Below are 3,170 nucleotides of genomic sequence, written 5' to 3' on the forward strand. Positions count from 1 at the left end.
CGTACTTCGCGCCGTATCTGACCGGCAGCTACAGCGCGCTGCAACGCCGGCGGCTGATCTATGACGGGCTGCGCCGGGCGGCTCGCGACGGCGAGCCGGTCGGCGTCGAGGACCTGGAGTTCGAGGTACGCAAGGCCGCCGACAAGGCCGGTGTCTTCACCCGGCAGCAGGGAGCGTCCGTGCGCCGCCGCGCGGTCGAGCTCTGGATCATGCAGGAGCTGCTCAGCGTCGACATCCGGGTCACGCTGGAGGGCTGTGGCTTGGCCCGGGTGACACTCGACCGCGACCCGCACGGCACGCTGCCGCCGCCACTGCTGGCGCTCGGCCTGTCCGACGACGAAGGCTGGGATCTCCTCGCGCAGTTGGCGTCAACCGTGCGCAGCCAAGGCGCGGTCAGCGTGCCCGAGGACGTCGACCCCCGCGATGAGGGCTTCGATCCGCGGCGGGGTCCGATCTACGTGCGCGGCTCAGGCAGCGACCGTAAGCGCAAGGTGATCAGCTGGATGCCGGTCAAGGGCGCCAACCGGCGCCTGAATTACGTCAAAGCCGTGCTGGCCGCGGTCGGGTCGGACGCCGACCCGGTGGAAATCCTCCAAGGCTGCTGGGACTACCTCTGCCAGTCCAAGCTCGGATGGCTCACCAAGGTCTCGGCGAAGGCCGTCGGCGAGGTGCGCCAGCTCAACCACCTGGATCTGCGGATGGTGCCGGCCGAGCCCGGCGTGCCGGTCTTCCGCTGCGACTCCTGCCGGACGGTCGCGGCGTATTCGGTCCGTAATGTTTGCTCGGTCAACAAGTGCACGGGCACACTGGTGCCGTACGCCGCGGATCCGCTCACCGCGGCCGACGACCACTATCGGCATCTCTACACGACGATGACCCCGATCCCGTTACGGGCGATGGAGCACACCGCGCAGTGGAACGCGGAGGAGGCGGCCCGCATCCAGAAGCAGTTCCTCATGGGCGAGGTCAACGTGCTGTCCTGCTCCACGACCTTCGAGCTCGGCGTCGACGTCGGTGAACTGGAAGCGGTGTTCCTGCGCAACATGCCGCCCACCACCGCCAACTACATCCAGCGCGCGGGGCGGGCCGGGCGCCGCACCGACTCGGCGGCGCTGGTGGCCACCTTCGCACAACGCCGGGCGCACGACCTCAACCGCTATCAAGACCCCGTGGCCATGGTGAGCGGCAAGGTTCGCGCACCGCAGGTGCCTCTGGACAACGAACGCATCGACCGCAGGCACGCGCACTCGATCGCTCTGGCCGCCTACTTTCGGCACGCCGCCGAAACCGCCGGCGCCCGGTGGCACACCGCCGGCGACTTCTTCCTGGCCGACGAGACGACCGGCGACGTGCCCGCGCTCGCCTTGCGGGACTTCCTGACGCCGGTTCCGGCCGAGGTTCGCGCCTCACTCACTCAGGTCCTCTCGCCGCAGCTGGCCGAGGCGCTGGGCGTGGCCGACGACTCCTGGGTCGACGTCCTGATGGATCTAGCGCAGAAGGTGCATCGCGAGCTCCGTCAGGATGTCGAGTCGTTCAAGGAACGCATCAAGGCGGCCACCGAGGACGAGAAGTGGAATCTGGTCGCACAATGCGGGAGGGCCATCAACACGATCACGGGTCGGCCGTTGCTCGGCTTCCTCGCCAACCGCAACATCCTGCCGAAGTACGGATTCCCGGTCGACACCGTCGAACTGCGGACGGTGTACGCCGAGAATCAGGTCGGCCAGCGGCTCGAGCTCGACCGCGACCTGTCGGTCGCCATCTACGAGTACGCGCCGGGTGCGGAGATCGTCGCCGGCGGTTTCGTCTGGACCTCAGGGGGCGTGTACCGCCTTCCGCAGCACGATCTGGTGGGCCGGCACTTCCGGGTCTGTGAGATCTGTGAGCACTTCTGGGAAGGTAAAAGCGATCCGGGAACGGTGTGCCCCTCGTGTTCCCATGAGTCTCAGGGAAGCGTGCAGCAGTACTTAGATTCAGGTGATCAATGCAACGGTGCTGGTGAATGGGTGGCTTGTGGCACAGATGGGTCGGCCGGGGATGCCGGAGGCGATGAAAGAGGACTTGTGGCGACGCTGGCGGGCCGGTGACTCCATCAGCGTGATTTCCCGGGCGCTGGGCAAGCCGCCGGGGTCGGTCTTCACGGTGCTGAAGTATCACGGCGGCATCGCGCCGGCCGAGCGGGTGCGTCGCGCCGATCGATTGACGGCGGAGGATCGAGAGTCGATCTCTCGTGGGCTCGAGGCTGGAGCGTCGCTGCGCTCGATCGCGGTGTCGATCGGTCGTCCGGCCTCGACGGTGAGCCGGGAGGTCGCTCGCAACGGCGGCCTGGTGAAGTACCGCGCGTTCGCCGCCGAACAGCGCGCCCAGGAACAGGGCCGCCGTCCGAAACCATCCGCGTTGCAGGTCAACCCGCTGCTTCGTCAGCTGGTGGTCGAGCTGCTGAGCAACGAGTGGTCGCCGGAACAGATCGTCGGGCACCTACGACTGGTGCACGCCGACAACCCGTTGATGCGGATCAGCCACGAGAGCATCTACCGCGCGATCTACACCACCCGGTGGAAGGTGGTCCCGCGTGAGCTGTGCAGCAAGCTGCGCACGGGCCGTCCGATCCGCAAGAACAAGCGCAACACCGTCAAGGGCCAGTGGCGCTCACAGATCATCGGCGCGCGGCCGATCGACGAGCGGCCGGCCGCAGCCGACGAGCGGGCCGAGCTGGGACATCTCGAAGGTGATCTCATCGTCGGGGCCAAGAACAGCCAGGTCGCGACGCTGGTCGACCGCAGGTCTCGCCACCTGACCATGGTTGCCCTACCCAGCCGCCACTCCACGACTGTCATCCCCGCCCTGCAGCAGGCGTTCGCCCTGATGGACGACCGCCTACTCAGCACGTTGACCTGGGACCGCGGCATGGAACTGGCCGGCCACCGACTCCTGACGCAGGGCACCGGCGTCGAGGTTTTCTTCGCCGCACCGCGCAGCCCCTGGCAAAGGGGAACGAACGAGAACACCAACAAGCTGATCCGGCAATACCTGCCCAAAGGTACCGATCTCAGCCTCCACAGCCAAGCCGACCTGGACGCCCTTGCCGCCCGACTCAACAACCGACCCCGAAAATGCCTCGGCTACCGCACCCCCGCCGAGTGTGTTGCCTTGACCGCCTGAATCTAAGG

Annotated in this window: 2 protein-coding genes; both read left to right on the top strand. The window is 67.3% G+C overall.

Going from position 1 to position 3,170, the window contains the following annotated elements; translation table 11 throughout:
• On the top strand, positions 1 to 2,087 hold a 2,087-nt coding region (locus AB0M20_RS34530), incomplete at its 5' end, for a helicase-related protein (protein WP_364304553.1).
• Complete coding sequence (locus tag AB0M20_RS34535; protein ID WP_364304556.1) at positions 2,038 to 3,162, top strand: IS30 family transposase; 1,125 nt, start codon at positions 2,038 to 2,040, stop codon at positions 3,160 to 3,162. The genes AB0M20_RS34530 and AB0M20_RS34535, both read left to right, overlap by 50 nt.
• The last annotated feature ends 8 nt before the right edge of the window (positions 3,163 to 3,170 follow it).

This window comes from Actinoplanes sp. NPDC051633 (genome assembly GCF_040681735.1).
In the GTDB taxonomy this organism is placed as follows: domain Bacteria; phylum Actinomycetota; class Actinomycetes; order Mycobacteriales; family Micromonosporaceae; genus Actinoplanes.